Source organism: Paraburkholderia sp. UCT70 (genome assembly GCF_050434085.1).
GTDB classification, from domain to species: domain Bacteria; phylum Pseudomonadota; class Gammaproteobacteria; order Burkholderiales; family Burkholderiaceae; genus Paraburkholderia; species Paraburkholderia tuberum.
The window spans coordinates 1,833,045-1,857,779 of record NZ_JBNPVZ010000002.1 but is presented as its reverse complement, the minus strand read 5'-3'; the positions used below and the strand labels follow the sequence as shown (position 1 = coordinate 1,857,779).

The 24,735-nt window shown below is 62.4% G+C and carries 12 protein-coding genes, 2 tRNA genes, 3 rRNA genes, 1 pseudogene and 2 riboswitches; of the genes and pseudogenes, 7 read left to right on the top strand and 11 right to left on the bottom strand.

Going from position 1 to position 24,735, the window contains the following annotated elements; all coding sequences use genetic code 11:
• Complete coding sequence (gene cyoA, locus OKW41_RS10920; RefSeq protein WP_429572475.1) at window positions 1-894, bottom strand: ubiquinol oxidase subunit II; 894 nt, start codon at window positions 892-894, stop codon at window positions 1-3.
• A 392-nt stretch (window positions 895-1,286) separates the two neighbouring features.
• Window positions 1,287-2,843, bottom strand: a complete 1,557-nt coding sequence (locus OKW41_RS10915) for an NADH-quinone oxidoreductase subunit M (protein WP_429572474.1) — start codon at window positions 2,841-2,843, stop codon at window positions 1,287-1,289.
• A 683-nt stretch (window positions 2,844-3,526) separates the two neighbouring features.
• Here OKW41_RS10915 and OKW41_RS10910 point away from each other — a divergent pair.
• From OKW41_RS10910 to OKW41_RS10900, 3 genes are all read left to right on the top strand, one after another.
• Window positions 3,527-4,258, top strand: a complete 732-nt coding sequence (locus tag OKW41_RS10910) for an ABC transporter ATP-binding protein (protein WP_429443361.1) — start codon at window positions 3,527-3,529, stop codon at window positions 4,256-4,258.
• Window positions 4,248-6,830 carry an FtsX-like permease family protein gene (locus OKW41_RS10905; RefSeq protein ID WP_429572473.1) on the top strand — a complete coding sequence of 861 codons (2,583 nt, stop codon included), beginning with the start codon at window positions 4,248-4,250 and terminating at the stop codon, window positions 6,828-6,830. The genes OKW41_RS10910 and OKW41_RS10905 overlap by 11 nt, the downstream gene beginning before the upstream one ends.
• 167 nt (window positions 6,831-6,997) lie before the next feature.
• Window positions 6,998-8,089 carry a lipocalin-like domain-containing protein gene (locus tag OKW41_RS10900; RefSeq protein WP_429573385.1) on the top strand — a complete coding sequence of 364 codons (1,092 nt, stop codon included), beginning with the start codon at window positions 6,998-7,000 and terminating at the stop codon, window positions 8,087-8,089.
• A gap of 72 nt (window positions 8,090-8,161) precedes the next feature.
• Here the strand turns inward: OKW41_RS10900 and rrf are convergent.
• The 5 genes from rrf to OKW41_RS10875 all read right to left on the bottom strand — a co-directional run bounded on the left by rrf (window position 8,162) and on the right by OKW41_RS10875 (window position 13,591).
• A 5S ribosomal RNA gene (rrf, locus tag OKW41_RS10895) occupies window positions 8,162-8,275 on the bottom strand.
• Between the two features lie 252 nt (window positions 8,276-8,527).
• A 23S ribosomal RNA gene (locus OKW41_RS10890) occupies window positions 8,528-11,409 on the bottom strand.
• 366 nt (window positions 11,410-11,775) lie between these two features.
• Window positions 11,776-11,851 (bottom strand) — tRNA-Ala (locus tag OKW41_RS10885).
• Window positions 11,852-11,904: 53 nt separating this feature from the next.
• Window positions 11,905-11,981 (bottom strand) — tRNA-Ile (locus OKW41_RS10880).
• 79 nt (window positions 11,982-12,060) lie between these two features.
• Window positions 12,061-13,591 (bottom strand): 16S ribosomal RNA (locus tag OKW41_RS10875).
• The 16S, 23S and 5S rRNA genes sit together here with 2 tRNA genes alongside, the layout of an rRNA operon.
• Window positions 13,592-14,167: 576 nt before the next feature.
• On the opposite strand from OKW41_RS10875, the gene OKW41_RS10870 reads away from it, so the two are divergent.
• Window positions 14,168-15,112 carry a flagellar brake protein gene (locus OKW41_RS10870; protein ID WP_429572472.1) on the top strand — a complete coding sequence of 315 codons (945 nt, stop codon included), beginning with the start codon at window positions 14,168-14,170 and terminating at the stop codon, window positions 15,110-15,112.
• Between the two features lie 67 nt (window positions 15,113-15,179).
• Here OKW41_RS10870 and OKW41_RS10865 read toward each other — a convergent pair whose 3' ends face one another.
• From OKW41_RS10865 to cobW, 4 genes are read right to left on the bottom strand one after another with little or no spacing between them, the layout of a single operon-like run.
• Window positions 15,180-15,794 (bottom strand): vWA domain-containing protein, encoded by a 615-nt coding sequence (locus tag OKW41_RS10865; protein WP_429572471.1) that lies wholly within the window; start codon window positions 15,792-15,794, stop codon window positions 15,180-15,182.
• A 56-nt stretch (window positions 15,795-15,850) separates the two neighbouring features.
• Window positions 15,851-16,951, bottom strand: coding sequence for an ATP-binding protein (locus OKW41_RS10860; RefSeq protein ID WP_429572470.1), 1,101 nt, complete (start codon window positions 16,949-16,951; stop codon window positions 15,851-15,853).
• The gene (cobN, locus tag OKW41_RS10855; RefSeq protein WP_429572469.1) at window positions 16,948-20,766 is read right to left on the bottom strand and encodes a cobaltochelatase subunit CobN; all 3,819 of its coding nucleotides are present in this window, start codon (window positions 20,764-20,766) and stop codon (window positions 16,948-16,950) included. The genes OKW41_RS10860 and cobN overlap by 4 nt, the downstream gene beginning before the upstream one ends.
• Before the next feature lie 14 nt (window positions 20,767-20,780).
• A complete protein-coding gene (gene cobW, locus OKW41_RS10850) occupies window positions 20,781-21,872 on the bottom strand; it encodes a cobalamin biosynthesis protein CobW (protein WP_429572468.1) in 1,092 nt (363 codons plus the stop codon).
• 202 nt (window positions 21,873-22,074) lie between these two features.
• Window positions 22,075-22,352: riboswitch (cobalamin riboswitch) on the bottom strand.
• A gap of 80 nt (window positions 22,353-22,432) precedes the next feature.
• Window positions 22,433-22,692: riboswitch (cobalamin riboswitch) on the top strand.
• A gap of 195 nt (window positions 22,693-22,887) precedes the next feature.
• Here cobW and cobA point away from each other — a divergent pair.
• The 3 genes and pseudogenes from cobA to cobO form a co-directional block, all read left to right on the top strand.
• Window positions 22,888-23,625, top strand: a pseudogene (gene cobA / locus OKW41_RS10845) (uroporphyrinogen-III C-methyltransferase); the annotation flags it as partial.
• 15 nt (window positions 23,626-23,640) lie between these two features.
• Entirely contained in the window at window positions 23,641-24,135 is a 495-nt protein-coding gene (locus OKW41_RS10840; RefSeq protein ID WP_429573384.1) for a cobalamin biosynthesis protein, read from the top strand.
• Window positions 24,132-24,734 carry a cob(I)yrinic acid a,c-diamide adenosyltransferase gene (gene cobO / locus OKW41_RS10835; RefSeq protein ID WP_429443343.1) on the top strand — a complete coding sequence of 201 codons (603 nt, stop codon included), beginning with the start codon at window positions 24,132-24,134 and terminating at the stop codon, window positions 24,732-24,734. Before OKW41_RS10840 ends, cobO begins: the two co-directional genes overlap by 4 nt.
• Window position 24,735: the final 1 nt, after the last annotated feature.

The following is a 24,735-nucleotide window of genomic DNA, read 5'->3' as shown; positions in this document are numbered from 1 at the left end:
TTACCCCTTAGGCGCACAGTTGGCGTCTTTCATGTTGTCGATGACGTTGCCGTTGTTGTAGCGGGCAATGATGTTGTTGAAGAGCTTCGGATCGACCGTCGAGAAGTACCGCACCGGGTCCTTTTCGCTCGGCTCAGACACCGCGTGATAGCGGTCCATGTCGAGGCGGTCCGACGAAGCGCGCACCTTCGCAACCCAGGCATTGAAGTCTTCAGGCGACGTCGCGAGCGTGCGGAACTTCATGTCCGAGAAGCCCTTGCCGCTGAAGTTTGCCGAGGTGCCCGCGTAGTCGCCGGCGTGATCGGCGATCAGGTGCAGGCGCGTCTGCATGCCCGCCATCGCGTAGATCTGGCCGCCCAGCTGCGGGATGAAGAACGAGTTCATCACCGTGTCCGACGTGATCCGGAAGTTCACCGGCGTGCCGACCGGGATCGCGAGCTGGTTCACCGACGCGATGCCGAGGTCCGGATAAATGAACAGCCACTTCCAGTCGAGCGCGACGACTTCGACGTTGATCGGTTTGACCTGCGACTCGAGCGGACGATACGGATCGAGCTCATGCGTGCTCTTCCACGTCAACACGGCGAGAAACAAAATGATCAGCGCCGGAATGGTCCAGACGGCAACTTCGATCGCGGTGGAATGCGTCCAACCTGGACGGTATTCGGCGTTGCTGTTCGATGCGCGGTAACGCCACGCGAAAAACAGTGTCATCAGAATGACCGGCACCACGACGATCAGCATGGCCCACACCGAAGTCGCGATCAGATCACGCTCCGCGAGTCCCACACTGCCCTTCGGATTCAGAATATCGAGGTGGCTGCAACCCGAAAGCAGCAACATGAGGCTGGCGGAAATGAAACTTGCCGGCCTTCTCAGCGTCCGTCCTTTCATATCCACTGCCTCGTTTTTTTGACTTCAACGAACGTCATTCGACGGCTCTCCATTAATAAGCGCTCGCATAATAGGGGGGCATCGGATGCTAATAAACACTCCATTTAGCAACGATCTATTGCATCGCGACGCAGTGCGACACGTTGCCGCATTTCCCCGCACTCCCTATTCACCAGCGTCGTTTGCGACGCTTCGAAACGAAGCATCGAAAAGCTGACGCATCGCAAAAGTCCCCTGAAATAAGCGCTAAAAATCGCTGGACGCGCAGCGGTTTTTCGACGTACCACAACACGCATGCATTCACAAAGGGATTGATAACGACGCGCAAAAGCGCAAGAGCGTCGCCGCATCCTGACGCGCGAATGCGACAACGACTCTTGCGCTCTGTTCTGTTAACCCGGCGTGTGCATGGCGACGGGAGCCGGTCCGGGCGCCGCTGCCTGCAGATGCTCGCCGCCCTCCGTCGGCACGGAATCCGAAGGCAGCGCCGAGCGTTCCGATTGCGCGAGCAGCGTGCCGACCGACGGATCGATCGCATCGGTGAAAGGCTTCGGGTCGAGACCGATCGCGAGCACCAGCAGCGCCAACGCACCGAGCAGCGCGAACTCGCGCTTGCCGAGATCCTTCAGCTTCGCGACGCGCGCGTTGGCGATCGCACCGAAGATCACGCGCTTGTACATCCACAGTGTGTAGGCCGCGCTCAGGATCAGGGTGGTCGCGGCGATCGCGCCGATCCAGAAGTTGAAGCGGATCGCGCCCATCAGCACCATGAATTCGCCGACGAAACCCGACGTGCCCGGCAGACCGATGTTGGCCATCGAGAACAGCATCACGAAAGCGGCAAAGCGCGGCATCGTGTTGGCGACGCCGCCGTATTCGGCGATCGACGCGGATTTCGTGCGGTCGTAGAGCATGCCGGTGCATAACAGCATCGCGCCGGACACCACGCCGTACGAGATCATCTGCACGATGGCGCCGGACTGGCCGAAGCGGTTGAAGACGAACAGACCGAGCGTGACGAGGCCCATATGCGCGACCGTCGAATACGCGAGCAGGCGGCGCATATCGGTCTGCACGAGTGCGAGCAGGCTCGAATAGATCACCGCGACGAGCGACAGCGTGATCATCATCGGCGCGAAGAAATGGCTCGCTTGCGGCGCGATCGGCAGCGCGAAACGCAGCAGACCGTAGCCGCCGATCTTCAGCATGCCGATCATCACCGCGGCGCCCGTCGGGCCGTCGAGGTGCACGTCGGGCAGCCACGTGTGCAGCGGCCACATCGGCACCTTCACGCCGAACGCGGCAAGAAAGCCGAGGAAGATCAGCGCCTGCGGCACCATGTCGAGATGCGCTTCGCGCCACACGGCGAGGTCGAAGCTGTGCGTCAGGCTATACAGGTAGAGCAGCGACATCAGCATCATCAGCGAGCCGAGCAACGACACGAAGAAGAACTTCACCGCCGCGTACGTGCGGTTCTTGTGACCGTAGGTGCCGATCAGCAGATACAGCGGGATCAGCGTCGCCTCGAACGCAATGAAGAACATCATGCCGTCGAGGGACGTGAACACACCCTGCATGAAGCCCGACAGCATCAGGAACGCGCCGAAGTACTGGGCGGTGCGCTGCGTGATCGACTCCCACGATGCGATCACGATGATGATCGTCGTCAGCGCGGTCAGCGCGACGAGCCAGAGCGAAATCCCGTCGATTCCCACATGCCATGCGATATCGAACGTCGGCGACCAGCGGACGTTCTCGACAAACTGCATCGAGGTCACGTCGTTACGGAAACTCGCCACGAGCGGGATCACCGGCAAGAAACCCGCCACCGCGCCGATCAGCGCGAGCCAGCGCGTGCGATTACGCGCCGCGTCCGACCCGGCGCGCAGAACCACGAACCCGGCGACGATGGGGATCCAGATGAGAAGACTTAGGAGAGGCAATGGCATGTGCTCTGTCAAAACTTGAAGTACAAAACGCCCCGTCAATGCCCCTGAAACAAACAGGCATTGAAATGGAAATGTAAGTTGCAGTTCGCTGAAATCGACGCGTGGAGGGGTTTCCCGCTACACGTTTACCCGCAGCCGACTGACCAAGGGTGGAGATTACCAAGATAAGAATAATTTTGCATCGCAACAGCCGCGAAATCCGCGCCACAATACATTGTTGCGACGTGGGCGCTTGCAAAATGCATCGAAATGTGCGCTTGCACATTGTTACAAAGGCGTCGTTAGGCCTTGGCAGTTTGGCAGCAAAAGCTTGCAATTACCCGGAGGTTGGCCGCTGTTAGACATTCGCTGTTTATGGGGCTGGTTCGACTGGAACGGATCGTGCTGCTCAGTGCCTTTTGACGGTCGGGGACGAGCGGCAACCAAACAAAAATTTGCCTCGTCGGCGATAAAAAAATTTTGTATGGGCGGTCTAAACCGACCGGCGAGGAGGTCGCTAGCGGTGCCGCGCGCCTCGATCAAGGTGCGCTGAAAATGTTCCACTCCAGGCGCACGAATCTTCCTTTTTCCTTACACAGACCAGCGCCGCGCCATGGTAACTACTGCAGAAACTCGCGCGGCGAGGCACACTCAATTCGCGCAGCGGGCTCCCCTCGCCCGACTCCTTTTCCGGACCTCCTCGCATGGCGCTTCGTGACGACGTCGTACCCGCACTCGAATGCCGCGGCCTGAGCAAACGGTACGGCACCGGCCGCATCGTGCTCGCGCAGCTCGACTTCACACTCGCTGCGGGCGAGTTCGTCGCGATCATGGGCGACTCGGGCGTCGGCAAGTCGACATTGCTCAACCTGATCGCCGGGCTCGACCGCGCCGATAGCGGCAGCGTGCTAATCGACGGACGCCCGGTCGAGCAACTCGACGACAACGCCGCGACGAGACTGCGGCGCCAGAAGCTCGGCTTCGTGTTCCAGGCGTTTCACGTGCTGCCGCATCTGACGCTCGCGCAGAACGTCGCGCTGCCGCTGCTGCTCAATGATCTACCGACGGCCGCCGCGCTCGACATGCTCGCGGCGGTCGGCCTCGGCGGACGCGGCGACGACTTTCCGCGCGATCTCTCCGGCGGCGAGTTGCAGCGTGTAGCCATTGCACGCGCACTCGTGCATCGTCCGACGCTGCTTCTCGCCGACGAACCGACCGGCAACCTCGACCCTGCCACCGCGCGCGACGTGCTCGGCCTGTTCCGCGCGCAAAGCAAGGCAACCGGCGCGGCGACGATCATGGTCACGCATTCGGAGGCCGCGGCCGCCGTGGCCGACCGCGTGTTGATCCTGAGCGAGGGCGACTTGCATGGCGCGCGCGATAAGGCCGCGAACGTCGCCCACGCCGCGGCCCGCTCGACCCACGATGGCCGTTGACCTTCGTCCACTGCCGCGCGCGCCGGGATATCGTGTTCTCGCGCGCTGGCTGATGGTCGCGGAATGGCGCAGTCATCGCGGACGCGCACTCGTCGCCATCGCGACGATCGCGCTAGGCGTCGCGCTCGGCTACGCAGTGCAATTGATCAACAGCGCCGCCTTCAACGAATTCTCGGCGGCCGCGCGCAGTCTGTCAGGCGAAGCGGATTTGCAGGTGCGCGGCGCGCAGCCTTTCGTCGACGAGTCCCTCTATCCGCGACTCGCCAACGAACCGGGCGTGGTGCTGGCGAGTCCCGTGCTCGCGCTCGACGTCGCGGTGCCGGGCCGCACCGGTGCACTGCCCGTTCTCGGCATCGACGTCTTCAAGGCGAGGTCGATCACGCCCGATCTGATCGGCGTGCCCTCGCCCGATCGCCCGTTCGACACGCTCGCCTCCGATGCGATATTTCTGTCGACGGCCGCGCAGCAATGGCTGAACGTCAAGACCGGCGACGACGTCACGCTACGCAGCGGTACGTCGGATCTGCATCTGCGCGTCGCGGGTGGGCTCGTGCGCACGCGGCCGGGTCAACGGCTCGCGGTGATGGACATCGCCGCCGCGCAATGGCGATTCGGCAAGGTGGGCAAGCTAACGCGCGTTGACGTGCAACTCGAACGCGGCGTCGATCGGCAACGCTTCAAACGCGATCTGCAACAGCAGCTCGGCAGTACATGGGTAGTCGCCGAGACGCGCGACACTGAGAGCCGCACCGATCGCCTGTCGCGTGCTTACCGGATCAACATGAACGTGCTCGCGCTGGTCGCGCTGTTCACGGGCGCGTTCCTCGTGTTTTCGACTCAGGCACTCGGTGTCGTGCGACGCCGATCGCAATTCGCGATGCTGCGCGTGCTCGGGCTCACGCGAGCTCAGCTATTGCGGCAGATCCTGCTTGAAGGCGCGCTGCTCGGGTTGCTCGGCTCGTTGTGTGGACTTGCGCTCGGCTACGCGATGGCCAGCGGTGCGCTGCGCTTCTTCGGCAGCGATCTCGGCGGCGGCTATTTTCCGGGCGTGCAACCGCGAGTCGGTTTCGAGCCGCTCGCGAGCGCGGTGTTTCTCGCGCTCGGGGTCGCGGTGTCGGTGTTGGGCAGCGTAGCGCCCGCTATCGACGCGGCCCGCGCACGGCCTGCCCTGGCACTCAAGGCCGGTGCCGAGGAAAGCGCATTGGCGCGGCTCGCGACGCCGTGGCCGGCGTTCGGCTGTTTGCTGGCGGCCGCCGCGCTGACGCGCGTGCCGCCGTGGTTCGATGCGCCGATCGCCGGTTATCTGGCGGTCGCGTTGCTGCTCGTCGGCGGCATTGCGCTGATGCCGCGCGTGACCGCGCTGATATTCGGCGCGGCAGGCCGCGCGCGCGGCACGCGAGGACGCCGCGCGGGCGCGACGGGCACGCTCGCGATTGCGCGTCTCGCGAATGCGCCGGGGCAGGCGTCGATCGCGATGGGCGGCGTGCTGTCGAGCTTCGCGCTGATCGTCGCGATGGCGATCATGGTGGCCAGCTTCCGCGTGTCTGTCGACGACTGGATCACGCATCTGCTGTCCGCCGATCTGTATGTGCGCGTAGCGTCGGGCGGCAATAGCGGCGACACTGGCGGCTTGCGGCCCGACGAACAGAGGCGCATCGCGACGGTGCCCGGCATCGGCAACGCCGCGTTCGCGCGCATCACACATCTGACGCTCGACCCCGCGCGCCCGGACGTCGCGCTGCTCGCCCGCGAAATCGACGCGACCGATCCGGGTGCGACTCTGCAGATGACCGGCGCGGTGCTGCCGCCGTCCGCGCTTCGCGCCGGCGACATACCTATTTGGGTCTCCGAAGCAATGATCGACCTGTATGGATATGAGTTAGGTCAACGTGTGCGGCTGTCGCTCGGCGAGCATGGCCAGACGTTCGTCGTAGCGGGCGTCTGGCGCGACTACGCGCGGCAGAGCGGCGCGATCCAGATACGGCTTGCCGATTATCGGCGGCTGACCGGCGACTCCACCGCAACCGATGTCGCCGTGACCGTCGAGCCGGGCGTGAATGTCGAACCCGTCGTCGCAAGTTTGAAGGCGCTGCCGTTCGGCGCTTCGCTCGAGGTGTCGCAACCGGGCGAGATCCGTGCGCGCACGCTGGTGATCTTCGATCGCAGTTTCGCGGTCACGTATCTGCTCGAGGCGGTGGCGATCGTGATCGGATTGTTCGGCGTCGCAGCGACGTTTTCCGCGCAGACGCTCGCGCGCGCCCGTGAGTTCGGGATGTTGCGCCACGTCGGCGTGACGCGCGCGCAGATTCTCGCGATCCTCGCTTCGGAGGGCGGTCTGCTGACCGCATGCGGCATTGCGCTCGGTTTCGCGCTTGGTTTCGCGATCAGCCTGATTCTCGTGTTCGTCGTCAATCCACAGTCGTTTCACTGGAGCATGTCGCTGCATGTACCGTGGTTCGTGCTGGGCACAGTCGCGTTGGTAATGCTGGTGCTGTCGTGTACGACGGCGGTGGTCGCGGGACGCGGCGCGGTGTCGGTGGATGCAGTGCGCGCGGTGAAGGAGGACTGGTGATGCCAGTTGCACGGCGTGCGTGGAAAATTCGGTTGATCTGGGATAGCGCGGCCATTCGCGAGGTTTGCTCTGCGCTTGATGGCTGCGCAACGTGCATCGCGCGCCGACACGGCGGGTCACCTCCGCGGCGCCTTCAGCTTTTTTTCCGAGGGCTACTTTGGATTGGCATAGCCGCTGTGTCGCCCTCTTTCGCCGCTAGTAGCGACTCCACTGGGTCCACCCCGGTCGCCTTCGCGGCAGTCACGCCAGATCATCCGATCTCGTTTCCGCGGGACAGCGGTGCTCATCCGGCTTTCCGCACCGAATGGTGGTACGCGACAGGCTGGCTCACGACGCCCGACAACCGACCGCTCGGATTCCAGATCACGTTCTTTCGTACGGCGACTGGTCACGATGCCGCCGATCCAAGCGATTTCGCCCCGTCGCAACTGATCATCGCGCACGCTGCGTTGAGCGATCCGGCCATCGGACACCTCGTTCACGATCAACGCATCGCTCGGCAGGGTCTCGGGCTCGCCTACGCGAAGACCGCCAACACCGACGTCAAACTCGACGCCTGGAAAATGATTCGCGCCGCGGACGGCCACTACGACGTCACCGCCGATGCAAGCGGATTCTCGCTACACCTCCAACTCGCGCCAACGCAGCCTCCGCTGATTCAGGGCGAGCGCGGTTACTCGCGCAAAGGACCGCGGCCCGAGCAGGCGAGCTATTACTACAGCGAACCGCAACTCCGCGTGACGGGCACTGTGGTGCGCCCAGCCGGAGGTGAAAACGACACGACGCGCGATGCAGCAGTGACGGGGACCGCATGGCTCGATCACGAGTGGTCGAGCACGTTGCTCGACGCCAATGCGGTCGGATGGGATTGGCTCGGCGCCAATTTGACGGACGGCTCGGCGCTAATGGCATTCAAGATCCGTAGCCGCGACGGACATGCAATATGGGCCCACGCGACGCTTCGCAGACCCGATGGTCAGGTAACGAATTTCGACCCCGGTGAAGTCGACTTCACGCCGCGTCGCATGTGGCGCTCGCCGCACACGAATACTTTGTATCCGGTCTCGATGACGGTTAGAGCGGGAACGCTGACATGGCAACTCGATCCGCTAATGGACGATCAGGAACTCGACTCACGACAGTCGACCGGTGCCGTGTATTGGGAAGGCGCGGTACGGGTGAGTCAACAGAATGCGGATGTAGGGCGAGCCTATCTGGAACTGACGGGTTACGCGGATGCGTTGCGGATCGGAAAGTAGTGAAGCGCGCAAAGTCGGCCGCGTAAACGCAAAAACCCCACCGCGGCGGGTGGGGTTTCTGACTGGGGAGGAGCCTGACGATTACCTACTTTCACACGGGCAATCCGCACTATCATCGGCGTGGAGTCGTTTCACGGTCCTGTTCGGGATGGGAAGGGGTGGGACCGACTCGCTATGGTCATCAGGCATGACGGGTTGCTGCGTCGCAGGGTTGGAGTCAACCGGTTGCGCCACAGCCAATCGGGAAGAAGCGTAAAGGATTCGGGTGGGGGTTGTGTTGTTTCTGGCACAACACCGATCTCAACCGTGTGCGTGTTCCTGCCCCCTTCGGGGGTGGGGTCCGGGTAAGCGCTTTGCATGGGCCCGGAGTAAGTGCTGAAGCACTAACTCCGGCCGACAGCTGAAGCGCTCACGCTGACCGCAAAACACACCGGTTATAGGATCAAGCCTTACGGGCAATTAGTATCAGTTAGCTCAGTACATTACTGTACGTGCACACCTGACCTATCAACGTCCTGGTCTTGAACGACCCTTCAAGGGGCTCGAAGCCCCGGGGATATCTCATCTTAAGGCGAGTTTCCCGCTTAGATGCTTTCAGCGGTTATCTCTTCCGAACATAGCTACCCGGCGATGCCACTGGCGTGACAACCGGTACACCAGAGGTTCGTCCACTCCGGTCCTCTCGTACTAGGAGCAGCCCCCTTCAAATATCCAGCGCCCACGGCAGATAGGGACCAAACTGTCTCACGACGTTTTAAACCCAGCTCACGTACCTCTTTAAATGGCGAACAGCCATACCCTTGGGACCGGCTACAGCCCCAGGATGAGATGAGCCGACATCGAGGTGCCAAACACCGCCGTCGATATGAACTCTTGGGCGGTATCAGCCTGTTATCCCCAGAGTACCTTTTATCCGTTGAGCGATGGCCCTTCCATACAGAACCACCGGATCACTATGACCTGCTTTCGCACCTGTTCGACTTGTCAGTCTCACAGTCAAGCACGCTTATGCCATTGCACTATCAGCACGATTTCCGACCGTACCTAGCGTACCTTCGTACTCCTCCGTTACACTTTGGGAGGAGACCGCCCCAGTCAAACTGCCTACCATGCACTGTCCCCGACCCGGATCACGGGCCAAGGTTAGAACCTCAAACAGATCAGGGTGGTATTTCAAGGACGGCTCCACGCAGACTGGCGTCCACGCTTCATAGCCTCCCACCTATCCTACACAGACCGGTTCAAAGTCCAATGCAAAGCTACAGTAAAGGTTCATGGGGTCTTTCCGTCTAGCCGCGGGGAGATTGCATCATCACAAACACTTCAACTTCGCTGAGTCTCGGGAGGAGACAGTGTGGCCATCGTTACGCCATTCGTGCAGGTCGGAACTTACCCGACAAGGAATTTCGCTACCTTAGGACCGTTATAGTTACGGCCGCCGTTTACCGGGACTTCAATCAGGAGCTTGCACCCCATCATTTAATCTTCCGGCACCGGGCAGGCGTCACACCCTATACGTCCACTTTCGTGTTTGCAGAGTGCTGTGTTTTTATTAAACAGTCGCAGCCACCAGTTTATTGCAACCCTTTCACCCTTCTGGCGCAGGCCAGTCAGGCTATGAGGGCGTACCTTATCCCGAAGTTACGGTACCAATTTGCCGAGTTCCTTCTCCCGAGTTCTCTCAAGCGCCTTAGAATACTCATCTCGCCCACCTGTGTCGGTTTGCGGTACGGTCACTGTGAAACTGAAGCTTAGAGGCTTTTCCTGGAACCCCTTCCAGTTGCTTCGTCGCCTGAGCGACTCGCCTCGCACCCTTGAATTCCGCGCCCGGATTTGCCAAAGCGCCTTCTCCAATGCAAGGACCGGGACTTCCAACACCCGGACAACCTTCCGCGATCCGTCCCCCCATCGCATTTCACAATGGTGCAGAAATATTAATCTGCTTCCCATCAGCTACGCATTTCTGCCTCGCCTTAGGGGCCGACTCACCCTACGCCGATGAACGTTGCGTAGGAAACCTTGGGCTTACGGCGAGGGGGCCTTTCACCCCCTTTATCGCTACTCATGTCAGCATTCGCACTTCCGATACCTCCAGCACACTTTCCAGTGCACCTTCGCAGGCTTACGGAACGCTCTCCTACCATGCACATTGCTGTGCATCCGCAGCTTCGGTATATGGCTTAGCCCCGTTACATCTTCCGCGCAGGACGACTCGATCAGTGAGCTATTACGCTTTCTTTAAAGGGTGGCTGCTTCTAAGCCAACCTCCTGACTGTTTTAGCCTTCCCACTTCGTTTCCCACTTAGCCATATTTGGGGACCTTAGCTGGCGGTCTGGGTTGTTTCCCTCTTGACACCGGACGTTAGCACCCGATGTCTGTCTCCCGTGATTGCACTCTTCGGTATTCGGAGTTTGCTATGGCGTAGTAATCCGCAATGGACCCCACAACCATGACAGTGCTCTACCCCCGAAGGTGATACACGAGGCACTACCTAAATAGTTTTCGGAGAGAACCAGCTATTTCCAGGTTTGTTTAGCCTTTCACCCCTATCCACAGCTCATCCCCTAACTTTTCAACGTTAGTGGGTTCGGTCCTCCAGCACGTGTTACCGTGCCTTCAACCTGGCCATGGATAGATCACCTGGTTTCGGGTCTACACCCAGCGACTGGACGCCCTGTTCGGACTCGCTTTCGCTACGCCTGCCCTAATCGGTTAAGCTCGCCACTGAATGTAAGTCGCTGACCCATTATACAAAAGGTACGCCGTCACCCCTTCGCAGAGGCTCCGACTGTTTGTATGCATGCGGTTTCAGGATCTGTTTCACTCCCCTCCCGGGGTTCTTTTCGCCTTTCCCTCACGGTACTGGTTCACTATCGGTCGATCACGAGTATTTAGCCTTGGAGGATGGTCCCCCCATCTTCAGACAGGATTTCACGTGTCCCGCCCTACTTCTCGTACACCCAGTTCTTCCATGCTGTTTTCGTCTACAGGGCTATCACCTGCTATGGCCGCACTTTCCAGAGCGTTCGACTAACAATACAGATAACGTGTACAGGCTGATCCCATTTCGCTCGCCACTACTCTGGGAATCTCGGTTGATTTCTTTTCCTGCGGTTACTTAGATGTTTCAGTTCACCGCGTTCGCCTCACGCAGCCTATGGATTCAGCTACGGATACTCCATTAGGAGTGGGTTTCCCCATTCGGACATCTCCGGATCAATGCTCGTTTGCCAGCTCCCCGGAGCTTTTCGCAGGCTACCGCGTCCTTCATCGCCTGTGATCGCCAAGGCATCCACCACATGCACTTGTTCGCTTGACCCTATAACGGGTGTGTCTCTGTCGACCAGTGTTAGCGCTTTAGCGCTTACTCTGGTCCCATCCCCGGAGGGGACAGGTTCCCGAAGGAGTCGACCATTCACGTTCCGTTACAGGTTGAGTATTCGTGTTGCGCCGTATTCCAAGGCAATCTTTCGATCACCTTTAAAATACATCGATACAATCACAACCCTGATTCACCTACTCACACACCCATCTCCAGGTATGCTTTCGTGAATCTCTTTACTACTTCTTCCTGATTGTTAAAGAACGGCAGCCGGTATGAAGCCTGTGCCTCATACCGCCCTGACTGGCTCAATCGCCAATGCGCAACGCTCTGCCTTCAGGCAGAACCCTGCGCATTGAGGATTGGTGGAGGATGACGGGATCGAACCGACGACCCCCTGCTTGCAAAGCAGGTGCTCTCCCAGCTGAGCTAATCCCCCAGTCCCACAGATATTCCAGCGGCCCCAGCCCTTCAGCTCACCAGACAAGACCGTGGTGGGTCTGGATGGATTCGAACCATCGACCCCCGCCTTATCAAGACGGTGCTCTAACCGGCTGAGCTACAGACCCCTGATGTCTGTCTGCGTTGCTTCCATTAACCACAGCCGATAAGCGTGAGCACTTGAGTGCAGTGAATGCACAGCTCTGGAAAGGAGGTGATCCAGCCGCACCTTCCGATACGGCTACCTTGTTACGACTTCACCCCAGTCATGAATCCTACCGTGGTGACCGTCCTCCTTGCGGTTAGACTAGCCACTTCTGGTAAAACCCACTCCCATGGTGTGACGGGCGGTGTGTACAAGACCCGGGAACGTATTCACCGCGGCATGCTGATCCGCGATTACTAGCGATTCCAGCTTCACGCACCCGAGTTGCAGAGTGCGATCCGGACTACGATCGGTTTTCCGGGATTGGCTCCACCTCGCGGCTTGGCAACCCTCTGTTCCGACCATTGTATGACGTGTGAAGCCCTACCCATAAGGGCCATGAGGACTTGACGTCATCCCCACCTTCCTCCGGTTTGTCACCGGCAGTCTCCCTGGAGTGCTCTTGCGTAGCAACTAGGGACAAGGGTTGCGCTCGTTGCGGGACTTAACCCAACATCTCACGACACGAGCTGACGACAGCCATGCAGCACCTGTGTTACGGCTCCCTTTCGGGCACTCCCGCCTCTCGGCAGGATTCCATACATGTCAAGGGTAGGTAAGGTTTTTCGCGTTGCATCGAATTAATCCACATCATCCACCGCTTGTGCGGGTCCCCGTCAATTCCTTTGAGTTTTAATCTTGCGACCGTACTCCCCAGGCGGTCAACTTCACGCGTTAGCTACGTTACCAAGCCAATGAAGGCCCGACAACCAGTTGACATCGTTTAGGGCGTGGACTACCAGGGTATCTAATCCTGTTTGCTCCCCACGCTTTCGTGCATGAGCGTCAGTATTGGCCCAGGGGGCTGCCTTCGCCATCGGTGTTCCTCCACATCTCTACGCATTTCACTGCTACACGTGGAATTCCACCCCCCTCTGCCATACTCCAGCGCTGCAGTCACCAATGCAGTTCCCAGGTTAAGCCCGGGGATTTCACATCGGTCTTACAGCACCGCCTGCGCACGCTTTACGCCCAGTAATTCCGATTAACGCTCGCACCCTACGTATTACCGCGGCTGCTGGCACGTAGTTAGCCGGTGCTTATTCTTCCGGTACCGTCATCCCTCACGGATATTAGCCACGAGGTTTTCTTTCCGGACAAAAGTGCTTTACAACCCGAAGGCCTTCTTCACACACGCGGCATTGCTGGATCAGGCTTGCGCCCATTGTCCAAAATTCCCCACTGCTGCCTCCCGTAGGAGTCTGGGCCGTGTCTCAGTCCCAGTGTGGCTGGTCGTCCTCTCAGACCAGCTACAGATCGTCGGCTTGGTAGGCCTTTACCCCACCAACTACCTAATCTGCCATCGGCCGCCCCTTGAGCGCGAGGTCTTGCGATCCCCCGCTTTCCTCTCCCGAGCGTATGCGGTATTAATCCGGCTTTCGCCGGGCTATCCCCCACTCCAGGACACGTTCCGATGTATTACTCACCCGTTCGCCACTCGCCACCAGGGTTGCCCCCGTGCTGCCGTTCGACTTGCATGTGTAAGGCATGCCGCCAGCGTTCAATCTGAGCCAGGATCAAACTCTTCAGTTCAAACCTGTTACTGTTTTCGGGCTCTCTCGAACCCGGTCGCTCACTCAACGTACTGACGATGATTGATCCGTCTTCCGACAGACAAACCTTCCTCCAATACTGTGTGAGGCTTCTGATACTTCTGCCTGACAGCAGATTCCACAGAATCCGCCGCCGCATTCCGCATCAAGCGCCCACACTTATCGACTGTTAGTTTTTAAAGATCGGTCCGCCAGACCCGCCGCGCCTGAACCACCACTACCCGGCACTGCTTCGTTTGCGTCGCTGCGTCTGCAGCAGAGAAACGAGATTATGGAGAGCGGTCGACAACACGTCAATACCCTTCTGCGAATTTCTTTTGGGAGCAAAGACTGCCATCTCCATCGCATTGCCGCCAGCCCTCAAAAGAGTCAACTCTGGCCAGACCAAAAAATCAGCGAATATAGTTAGTCATCCGATTCAACGCGCCGAAGTCCTGATACCGACAAAACAAAGTAGTCCGAGCACGGCTCGAACTCACCACCGCTCCCCAAATTAAAGTTCTACCCTTCCCCGCCGTCAATCAGATCATCCCGCCACTTAAATTAGCTGCCGACTATGGACAATCTCGTCGACGCACACGTCGAGGACACCCAGCCCGCCGCGGCATCCCCGATGCTCGAGCCTGATACGGTGCCGGTAGGCACGCCGCTCCCATGGCCGATCGTCGATGCCGACGGCACGCTGCTCTTCACAAGCGCGACGACGCTCGCGACCACCGACGAGCGCGCCTTTCTGTTTCAACACTTCCGCCCGCAACGCGGCGACCTGTTCAACCTCGGCGCACAACAACCGCCGGCGCCAACCGCCCAGCCTGACCACGCCGGTGAGTTGACGCTGAAGGACATGCACCTCGAGATCGGCGCATTGATCGGCATGCGTTCGCAATTCGGCAGCGGCGCGCCGATGCAACCTTGCCGCATCATCGGTTTCGCGCCGAATCATGCGCTGTTCGTCACGCCGCCGATGAAGCAGGGCCAACCGCTGCCGCTCACGCCCGGCGAGAACGTCGAGGTCGTCGCGATCGCGAGTCAGGCCGTGTTCCGTTTCGTCTGCACGGTCGAAGCGGTCTGCCGCGTGCCGTTCGACTATGCCGTGTTGTCGAGGCCCGGTATGGTCCGCCGGCTCCGTGAGCGCAAATCGATCCGCGTCCATGCGCACCTGCCCGTGCGGTTCGGCATCGGCGGGAGCGGTGACACTTACGAAGGCCTTGGACTCGCCAAGGGCATCAGCGCGCTCGGCATGTCGTTGAGTGCGTCATGGACACTGGGCGAAGTCGGCGAGCGGCTGCGCATCGCGTTCCGGCTGAAGTCGGCCGAATACGATTCACAGATCGAGACCACGGCGGTGATCCGCAACGTTCAGAAGGGCAAAATGCCTGGCGAGCCGTCCATGCATGGGCTCGAACTGGATCAACTCGATTCCGTTCAACAGATGGCGATGAAGGTGTTCGTGTTCGATCGTCAGGAGGATGTTCAGCACTGGTCCAATGGACTGAAATAAGCGGTACGGCCACAAAAGCAACGCGCGTGCGGACACAGCAGCGTCGACCTCGCTGCGCACACATCGATCAGCCGAGCAACTCTTCCGGCGTCAACCGCCGCGCTCCCCAGGCATTGGCGAGCACCTCGCAACGACCGAGCCGTATCGCACCACGCTCGAAATCGACGAACACGACTTCATCGACGTCGGCCGGCCGCGCGGGTTCGTCGCTCGTGCGGCCGTCGGTCAGAATCCATAACCAGCGCTGCTGGACCGGCCGTCGCCGCGCGCAGCGTTCGAGCAGTTGCGCGGCGCTGCGCACGCCCGACGCGAGCGGCGAACCGCCGCCTCCGCCCACGGGCGCGAGCCATCGCTCGTTCCACCAGCGCGGCACGGCGGGGCCGAAGCGCACATCCGCTCCCGCACCGCCGAAGCAGATCAGCGCAGCCTCGGCGCGCATCGCACTCGCACGGTCGAACAAGGCAGTCAGTAGACCCTTCGCCAACGCGAGGCGTTGGCCCGCCAGCATCGACCCGGAGCAATCGAGCACGAAACAATGCAGCACACCGCCACGCGGCACTTCCCGTACGAAGCGCAGATGCTCACGACGCAGCGTGTGCTCGCGCATCGCGGCGAGCGTCGGCGGCCATGCAATGCGCCTGCCCGGTTCGCCGCGCGACGTGTCGCGCGAATCCGCCCCCACGCCTTGTCGCCATCGAAAACCGCTGCGCGAGTCAGCGGCGGCGCCTTTCCGATGGCTCAGCGTTTTTTTGCGTCGAGCGCAATGACGCCTTTGACAGGCAAAGCCGCGGCCGGCTCGGGCGGCAGGTAGCCCCACTCGGAGTCGGCGGAAGGTGTCGTGGATCCAGCCGTATCGCCAGACGCACCCGCAGCGACGTCCCGTGTCGGCGCCTCGCTTTCTGGCCGGCGCTGATTCGCATGTTGCGAATCATGCTGACGCCGCCGATGAAGCAGCACCTGATCGGCAACGCGCTCCACATGTCGCACCGTCACCGCACCTGCCCGTTCGAATGCGGCCAGCGCGCGCGCCGCGCGCAGCATCACGAGGTCGGCGCGCAGGCCGTCGACGGCCGCGTCGATGCATAGCGCGCTCACGCTCGCATGGACGGCGTCATCGAACGACAGCAGCGGCAGCGCCGCGCGCGCCGAGCGAATACGCTGCACGTATGAAGCTTGCTGCTCCGCGTAAACGGTACGAAACCCAGCGGGATCGAGATCGAACGCGAACCGCGCTTTGACGATCGCCTGCCGCACCTGCGGCTCGAACGCGTTCTGCAACTCCACCATCAGACCGAAGCGGTCGATCAATTGCGGCCGCAACTCGCCCTCTTCGGGGTTCATCGTGCCGATCAGCACGAAGCTCGCGTCATGACTATGCGACACGCCATCGCGTTCGACGGTATTCACGCCGCTCGCCGCCGCATCGAGCAACGCATCGACGAGCGCATCGGGCAGCAGATTGACTTCGTCGACGTACAGCACGCCGCGATGCGCCTTCGCGAGCAGCCCCGGCGAGAAGCGCACCGAGCCGTCGCGCAACACGCTTTCGATATCGAGCGTGCCGATCAGACGATCCTCGCTCGCGCCAAGCGGCAGATTCACGAACTCTCCCTGCGGCAGCAGTTCGGCGAGCGCGCGCGCGGCAGTCGACTTCGCGGTGCCACGCGGCCCGCTGATCAATACGCCGCCCAAGCCCGGGTCGATCGCCGCGAGCACCAGCGCCTGCTGCAACGAGGCCTGGCCGATCAGCGCCGCAAACGGAAAAACGGGCCGCGCCGCCGTACCCGATGCACAGGCTGAGCAACCTGCGTCGTCCGCTCCTCGCATCGCTCCATTCATGTTTGTCTTCCTTCGATCTGCTGTTCGCTCGCAAGCAGATGCGTTTCCACCTGCGCGCGATAGTCACCCGGCTGCTGCCACAGCCCCCGCTGCATCGCTTCGAGCAAACGCTCGCAGATCGAATGCAGCGCATGCGGATTGTGCCGTTGCATGAACGCGCGCGTATCGGCGTCATTCAGATAGGCATCGGCGACGAGCGCGTATTGATGATCCGCGATCACGCGCGCGGTCGCGTCGTAGCCATACAGATAATCGACGGTCGCGGCGATCTCGGCCGCGCCCTTGTAGCCGTGGCGCTTCACGCCGTCGAGCCATTTCGGATTGACCACGCGCGAGCGGATCACGCGCGCGATCTCCTCCTGCAACGTCCGCACGCGCGGCGCGGCCGGATTGCTGTGATCCGCGTGATAGACGCGCGGCTGCTGACCTGCCAGATGCCGCACCGCCGCGACCATGCCGCCCTGAAACTGGTAGTAGTCGTTCGAATCGAGCACGTCGTGCTCGCGGTTGTCCTGGTTCTGCAGCACGAGGTCCATCGCTGCGAGGCGCGTGCCAAACGCTTGATGCGCTTCCTCGCCCGCGCTCTTCTGCGCGTACGCATATCCGCCCCATGCCTGATACGCGTTCGCGAGATCGGCGTCGGTCTGCCATTGGCGCGAGTCGATCATCTGCTGCAGACCCGCGCCGTACGTGCCCGGCCGCGCGCTGAACACGCGCCAGCCGGCGCGCTTGCGCGCTTCGACCGGGTCCATGCCGCGTGCGATCAACGCATCGCGTTCGCGCTGCACGCGCGCGCGAATCGGATTCAGCTCCGCGGGCTCGTCGAGTTCGGCAACCGCTTGCACGGCCGCGTCGAACAGATGCATCACGTTAGCGAAGGCATCGCGAAAGAAACCGGATACGCGCAACGTGACGTCGATACGCGGCCGGTCGAACGCGTCGATCGGCATGATCTCGAAGTCCGTCACACGGTGGCTGCCCGGCGCCCATTTCGGCCGCACGCCGAGCAGCGCGAGCGCCTGCGCGATATCGTCGCCGCCGGTGCGCATCGTCGCGGTGCCCCAAACCGACAGGCCGATCGCGCGGGGATAATCGCCGTGCTCCTGCAAATGCCGCTCGATCAGTTGCTGCGCCGATTTCAGGCCGAGTGCCCACGCGGCTTGCGTCGGCACCGCGCGCGTGTCGACCGAATAGAAGTTGCGGCCGGTTGGCAGCACGTCGGGCCGACCGCGCGACGGCGAACCGCTCGGACCTGGCGGCACGAAACGTCCTTCGAGGCCGCGCTTCAGCTGCGTCATTTCCTGCGGGCCGCAGGCGTCGAGACGCGGCAGCACGTCGTCACGCAGGCGTGCGACCACCTGTGCCGCTTGCGGCAGACTGTCGTCGGCTACGGGGACGGCCTGCGAACGATCCGCGTCATCGCAATCGACACCGCAGACGCCGCGCAACAGCTCGCCCGCGAGCAATTCCAACCGCTCGCGCGTATCGCCGTAATGTCGCCACGGCGCATCGCTGACCCGCTGCAATACATCGGGTCGCGGGCCGTCCCATGCGGCGGCCCAATCCACCGTCAACGGGTCGAACCGATGATCGATACGCAGATCGCGCGCCAGCGCGTCGACGAGCCCCGCCTTGCCGCCCTGCCCATCGCCGACCGGAAAGCGCCCGAGCGCGAGCAGCGTGTCGCGCCGCTGCACGCCGCGCGGCGACTGCCCGAATGTATGCAGGCCATCGCGAATCTGCGCTTCCTTCAGCTCGCACAGCCACGCATCGACGCGTGTGAGCAGCGCGTCTTCATCGTCCTGTCCGTTCGGCGCCGCGAGACTCAGCTCTTCGTGCAACCGATGCTCGACGATCGTCGTCAGAATCGTGCGACGCAAGAGCTTCGCGCGACGCGAATCGACCATCAATGCCTCGTAGTATTCGTCGACCTGGCGTTCGAGGTCCTGCAGCGGCCCATAGTTTTCGGCGCGTGTAAGCGGTGGCATCAGATGATCGATGATCACCGCCTGCGCGCGCCGCTTCGCCTGGCTGCCCTCGCCCGGATCGTTGACGATGAACGGATACAGATGCGGCATCGGTCCGAGAATCAGATCGGGCCAGCACGCGTCGCTCAAAGCGACGCTTTTGCCCGGCAGCCATTCCAGGTTGCCGTGCTTGCCGACGTGCACGACCGCGTCGATGCCGAACTGATGGCGCAGCCAGAAATAGAACGCGAGGTATGCGTGCGGCGGTACGAGCTCCGCATCGTGATAGCTCGCGTAGTCGCCGTGCTCGCGCGAACGCGCAGGCTGAATGCCGACGAACACCTGGCCGCAGCGCCAGCCGGCGATCATGAAGCGGCCGCGCCGCAGCGTGGGGTCCTGCTCGGGCTTGCCCCAGCGAGCGTTCAACGCGTCGCGCACGCTCGCCGGCAAAGCGTTGAAATGCGCGAGATAGTCGTCGAGTGCGAGGCTTTGCAGGGCCGGACGCAGATCGCGTACGACCGGATCGTTGGTCACGCCTTCGGTCAGCCTGTTCAACAACGCGTCGCCGTTTTCGGGTAATTCGCCGACACGATAATCTTCATCGCGCAGCATCGACAGAATGCCGACCACCGACGCTGGCGTATCGAGCCCGACGCCATTGCCGATGCGCCCTTCGCTCATCGGATAGTTGGCGAGAATCAACGCGACTTTCTTGTCGGCGTTATCGAGCGAACGCAAACGGCACCAGCGCCGGCTCAGCTCCGCGAGAAAGCGCACCCGTTCGAGGTCGGGCTGATAGCGGACCACGTCGACCTGCGTATGCGCACAGCGATACGCGAGCCCCTTGAAGCTGATCGCGCGCGTGATGATGCGCCCGTCCACTTCGGGCAGCGCGATATGCATCGCGATGTCGCGCGAATTGAGACCGTGGTTGTCCTTCAGCCAGTCTTCGCGATTGCCGCCGCTCAGGATCACCTGAAACACCGGAGCGTCGGCGGCGAGCGCGAGCGGCTCCGGGTCGTCGATCGCGGAAGCGGCGAACGCGGTCGTGTTCAGCACGAGCGCGACACCATGTCGCGCGCACAGCGACTGCACGACATCGCGGCTCACCGGATCCTTCAGCGACGTGATCGCGAGCGGCAGCGGATTGAGCCCTTGCGCTTCGAGCGCGTCGATCAGCGCATCGAACACCGCGGTATTGGCGGCCTGCAGATGCGCCTTGTAGAACAGAATCGCGACGACCGGCGCGTCTTGCCGCCAACGCGCCTGCCAGTCGGCGACGATGGCGGTATCGCGCTCAGGGTGATACAGCGACGCGGCCGGCAACGCGCGCGGCGGATCGGGTTCGCGCCCCCAGTCGAGCGCGCGATACGCGATGCAGCGCAAAAACGCCTCGGCGTTCTGCGGACCGCCCTCGCGCAGATAGCGCCACAGCTGCTGACACAACTCGGCGCTCGCGGTGCTGCGCGCGAGCAGGTTCGGGTCTTCCTGCAGATCGCCGGAAAACATCGCGAGTGTTTGCTGTTTGCGCTGCGCGAGCGCGACCACCTGCTCGATGCCGTACGGCCAATACGTTTCGCCGCCGAGATGATCGACGACGACCACGCGCGCATGCTGCAACACGTCGTCCAGATAGAAATCGACCGAGGCAGGCTGACGCAGATACGTGACGTTCGCGAGCCGCACGCTCGGAAAGCCGTCGCCGAGACGCGGCACCACGCTCGCGAGCAGCGACAGCGTGGTGTCGGCGGAACTGAGCACGACGATATCGGCGGGCTGCTGATCGATGCGGATCACGCCCTGCGTATCGTCGACGAAGCCGCCCGGCGTCGTGCGCAGCAGATGCATGCTGGTGCGCCCGTTTATGCTGTCGCGTTCGACGTCGCGTCGAGCGCTGCGTCGAACGCCTGTTGCAGCGCGTGTTGGTCGAGGTCTAAGCCGATCAGCACGAAGCGGCTCAACGCGCCGTCGCCATTTTCACCCGCTTGCCAGCGCCGGTCGAAGTAGCTGTCGAAGCGCCGGCCCACGCCCTGGATCACGAGACGCATCGCCGCGCCCTGCAGTGCCGCGAAGCCTTTGACACGGTAAATCGTGTGGGTTTCGACGAGCGTCTGCAAGGCGGCGAGCGCCGCGTCGCGCGACGGTACGGATGCCTGCACGACGACCGAATCGAATTCATCGTGGTGATGATCGGGGTCGTCGGCGGAACCGTGGTGGTCATGACGCAGGTGGATCGTCTCTTCCGACGCCGCTTCGAGGCCCAGCAGCGTATGCAGGTCGAGCCGCCCCTGCTGCGCACGTACGATCTTCACCTGCGGCGGAATCTCCGCGCGGATCGCGGCTTCGACCTCGTGCTGCCGCGCGTCGTCGATCAGATCGGTCTTGTTCAGAATCACCAGATCGGCCGCCGACAACTGGTCTTCGAACAGCTCGTGCAGCGGCGACTCGTGATCGAGATTCGGATCGGCCTTGCGCAGTGCATCGACGGCGACCGGGTTATCGGCGAACTGGCCGCTCGCGGCGGCCGGGCCGTCCACCACCGTCACCACCGCGTCGACCGTGAAGCCATTGCGGATCTGCGGCCAGTTGAACGCCTGCACGAGCGGCTTCGGCAACGCCAGGCCCGACGTTTCGATCAGCACGTGATCGAGTTCGTCGCGGCGCTCCGCGAGCTTTTCCATCACCGGGAAAAATTCTTCCTGCACGGTGCAGCACAAACAACCGTTCGCGAGTTCATACAATTGCCCTTCGGTCTCGACGCCGTTTTCATCGCAACCGATGCCGCAGCCCCTGAGGATTTCGCCGTCGATGCCGAGCTCGCCGAACTCGTTGACGATCACCGCGATGCGCTTGCCGGCCGCATGCTGAAGAATGTGCCGCAGCAGCGTGGTTTTGCCGCTGCCGAGAAAGCCCGTGACGATCGTGACGGGGATCTTGCGCAATTGAGTTTGCATCGTGAGGTCCATCCCTTGGCGTTGAACGGTATGCCGGAAAGTCCGCGCGTGGGTCCGCGTCGGCTGGCGAATGGAGCGAATGAAGCACGCGCAGCAGTACCAGCGATCACCAGACACGGGGACGAACGACGGCATTGCCGCGACAACGGAAATACAGAAAGCGGAACTGAGGTCATGAACGCGCCGCCGCATCCCCGCGGCGGTCGTTCTGCTTCTTTGGGCCGGTATCCGGGCTGGCGAAAGCGCCGCTTCCCCTTCCCGGCCGAGTGGTTTCTCGTCCAGTGGTGAAATGTCCACGCGACCTTGCGCGAGGACATCGAAGCCGGCACTGCGGTGCCCGGCTATCAAGCCGGAACCGCTTTTCGCTTACCGTTGCGGGGACAGCACAGGTTAGCCGCTCCAGAGCAGGTGGCTCCCTGTTTCCCGTTTAACTGCATGCGCACGAGCGCGCACGCGAGCACCCAAAGTGCGTGCGAGTGTAGGCCCGCGGCCTTGCGCAGTCAAGGAACGCACAGAGCCGGAAAGCGCCGCCCTGGCTTATCCGGCAAGGCGCCATGTGCTATCGTATGCGCGCGTTTGGTGCCCGCACATGCGCTCGCGTGTGCAGTTAAACGGGAAACAGGCAGCGCCTCGCGCGTTCAACCTGTGCTGTCCCCGCAACGGTAAGCGACCTGCGGCGCGCGATTCGATTCGCCTTCGATTCCGACGTGCCGCGCATGCGTTTTTTGATGCCACTGTCCCGCGAATCCACAAACCGGGACGGGAAGGCGAAGCGCATGAGGCCGCCAGCCCGGATACCGGCCAGACGCGGAGGCGGTGCCGCATTGCATCCGTGCATCACGTGGCGCCGCCGGCCGCCGGAATCCGCGGGGAACGGATGTGAAGGCGTAGCAGCGCGGCATCGCGCGTGCCCGGATTCGCAATTCCGCATGACCTCTATATTCACCGCCGCGCGCGCTGTCGCACGCTGCTTCTCTTCTTCCATCACCGCATGGCGCGCGCAATGCACGCCGCGATGACGCGCGCCTGGCTGATCGGCGCCGGTCCCGGCGACGTCGAACTGATCACGCTGAAGGCCACCCGCGCGCTCGCGCAGGCCGATGTCGTGCTCGTCGACGATCTGGTGAATCCCGACGTGCTGCAGTTCGCGCGCACCGACGCGCAAATCGTGTACGTCGGCAAACGCGGCGGCCATCCGTCCACGCCGCAAGCCGACATCGTCGCGCAAATGCTCGGGCATCTGCGCGCGGGGCGCAGCGTCGCGCGGCTTAAGGGCGGCGATCCGTTCGTGTTCGGCCGCGGCGGCGAAGAGTTGCAGGCGCTACAGGCCGCGGGTATCGAAGTCGACGTGATCAACGGCATCACGGCCGGCATCGCGGCGCCCGCGGCCCTCGGTATCGCGGTCACGCATCGTGATCACGCGCAGGGCGTCGTGTTCGTCACCGGCCACGGCGCCGGCAGTGGCGAACCGGACTGGGCCGCGCTCGCCGCGACGCGCATGACGCTGGTGATCTACATGGGCATGCGCCGGCTCGGCGAGATCGCCCGCGCATTGCTGGCTGCCGGCATGTCCGCCGACACGCCGTGCGCGGCGATCGAGTCGGCGACGCGGCCTGAGCAGCGTCATGTGCTCGCGCCGCTTCGCGAGTTCGCCGGGGCGGTGGCGCGCGCGGGGCTCGGCTCGCCGGCGATCGTCGTGATCGGCGGTGTGGCGTCGCTCGCACTGGCGCGTGATGCGGCCAAACGCGACGCCGGCTTTGCTCACGAACTGGCAGCGAGCGCGACACGACACGGACTCGGACGCGCGATCAAAACGCTAAGCGTCGGCATCGGTTGCCGCTTGCACAGCGAAGCCGCTGAGATCGAAGCCGCCGTCCGCGCAGCGCTCGGATCGAATACCTTCGAGCAGATCCGCGCCATCGCGACGATCGACACCAAAGCCAACGAAGCCGGTCTGCTCGAATTCTGCTCACGTCATCAGCTGCCGCTGCAACTGTTCAGCCGTGAGCAGATCGCCGCGGTACCGGTCGCGTCGCCGTCGGCGGCGGCACACGCGCATCTCGGCGTCGATGGTGTGTGCGAGCCGTGCGCGCTGCTGGCGGCCACGGCGCCGGACTCCACCACAACCGCGCAAAAGGCGCGTCTAATCGTACGCAAGACCGCGCACGCCGGCATCACGGTGGCGATCGCAGCGGCGAACAACGCTGCCCTTAGCGACGCGCCCCCATCCCATCCCGCCTCTCAAGACCAGGACCCTCGATGAAAACCGATCCGGAATCGCATCAACGCATGACCGAACGCCGCCGCGAAGGCCACGAAAAGAAGCAGGCCAGCGCGACCGTCGAAAAAGGCCTGCTGATCGTCAACACCGGCACCGGCAAGGGCAAGAGCACGGCCGCGTTCGGCATGGCCGTGCGGGTGCTCGGCCACGGCATGCGGCTCGGCGTCGTGCAGTTCATCAAGGGCGCGCTGCATACGTCGGAGCGCGATTTCCTCGGCGCGATCGCGCAATGCGATTTCGTCACGATGGGCGACGGCTACACGTGGAACACGCAGAACCGCGAGGCCGACATCGCGACCGCGCGCAAAGGCTGGAACGAAGCGCGGCGGATGATCGAAAGCGGCGACTACCAGATGGTGATCCTCGACGAGCTGAACACCGTGCTGAAGTACGAATACCTGCCGCTCGACGAAGTGCTCGCGGTGATCAACGCGCGTGCGCCGATGTTGCATGTCGTCGTGACCGGACGCCATGCGCCGGACGCGCTGATCGAAGCCGCCGACCTCGTCACCGAAATGCGCGCAATCAAGCATCCGTATCGCGAGCAAGGTGTGAAGGCGCAGCGCGGCGTGGAGTTCTGAG

Excerpts from the sequence above, each read along its gene's own strand:
- cyoA (WP_429572475.1), bottom strand. The coding sequence starts at position 894 with ATGAAAGGACGGACGCTGAGAAGGCCGGCAAGTTTCATTTCCGCCAGC.
- OKW41_RS10915 (WP_429572474.1), bottom strand. The coding sequence starts at position 2,843 with ATGCCATTGCCTCTCCTAAGTCTTCTCATCTGGATCCCCATCGTCGCC.
- OKW41_RS10910 (WP_429443361.1), top strand. The coding sequence starts at position 3,527 with ATGGCGCTTCGTGACGACGTCGTACCCGCACTCGAATGCCGCGGCCTG.
- OKW41_RS10905 (WP_429572473.1), top strand. The coding sequence starts at position 4,248 with ATGGCCGTTGACCTTCGTCCACTGCCGCGCGCGCCGGGATATCGTGTT.
- OKW41_RS10870 (WP_429572472.1), top strand. The coding sequence starts at position 14,168 with ATGGACAATCTCGTCGACGCACACGTCGAGGACACCCAGCCCGCCGCG.
- OKW41_RS10860 (WP_429572470.1), bottom strand. The coding sequence starts at position 16,951 with ATGAATGGAGCGATGCGAGGAGCGGACGACGCAGGTTGCTCAGCCTGT.
- cobN (WP_429572469.1), bottom strand. The coding sequence starts at position 20,766 with ATGCATCTGCTGCGCACGACGCCGGGCGGCTTCGTCGACGATACGCAG.
- cobW (WP_429572468.1), bottom strand. The coding sequence starts at position 21,872 with ATGCAAACTCAATTGCGCAAGATCCCCGTCACGATCGTCACGGGCTTT.
- cobO (WP_429443343.1), top strand. The coding sequence starts at position 24,132 with ATGAAAACCGATCCGGAATCGCATCAACGCATGACCGAACGCCGCCGC.